The sequence below is a fragment of the Streptomyces sp. WM6386 genome, assembly GCF_000972385.1.
In the GTDB taxonomy this organism is placed as follows: Bacteria; Actinomycetota; Actinomycetes; order Streptomycetales; family Streptomycetaceae; genus Streptomyces.
Genome location: NZ_JXTE01000467.1, coordinates 1 through 476, shown reverse-complemented (window position 1 = coordinate 476; position 476 = coordinate 1). Strand labels below are relative to the sequence as shown.

Annotated in this window: 1 protein-coding gene; it reads left to right on the top strand. The window is 66.6% G+C overall.

The genetic code is table 11. From position 1 onward, the window contains the following. Window positions 1–476: helix-turn-helix transcriptional regulator (locus TN53_RS46460; RefSeq protein ID WP_199924762.1), on the top strand; the 476-nt coding region annotated here is incomplete at both ends.

The following is a 476-nucleotide window of genomic DNA, read 5'->3' as shown; positions in this document are numbered from 1 at the left end:
GAATCGAGGGATGCAGTGACCACACAGGAACTTGCCTCGGCGCTCGGGGTGTCCCTTCGAACCATCACCCGGGACCTGAACTGGCTCCGCGACGCCGGTCTGCCGGTGACCGCACAGCGGGGCCGCCTCGGAGGCGTGACCATGCTGCCCGGATCCGGGCTCGACCTCACGCGACTCACACCGGGCGAGCGTGATCATCTCTCGCTCACCGGGCTGGACGAGAAGCAACGTGCGGAGCTCAACGCATCGGTCGAAAGCCGGCGCGCGCTCTCCAAGATCGTCGCTACACCGTCACGTCGAGTTCATGAGCTCCTGCCGCTCACCGAGGTAGTGCACGTGGACAGCCGCCCCTGGATCCAGACACGAGCTTGTGGCACGACTCCGGCTTCCCTGATCGGCCCAGTGCGGCGAGGTCGCCGGCTACGGATCGAATACGACAGCCCACGCGAGTCATGCCCACGCGACCTGGTCGTGGA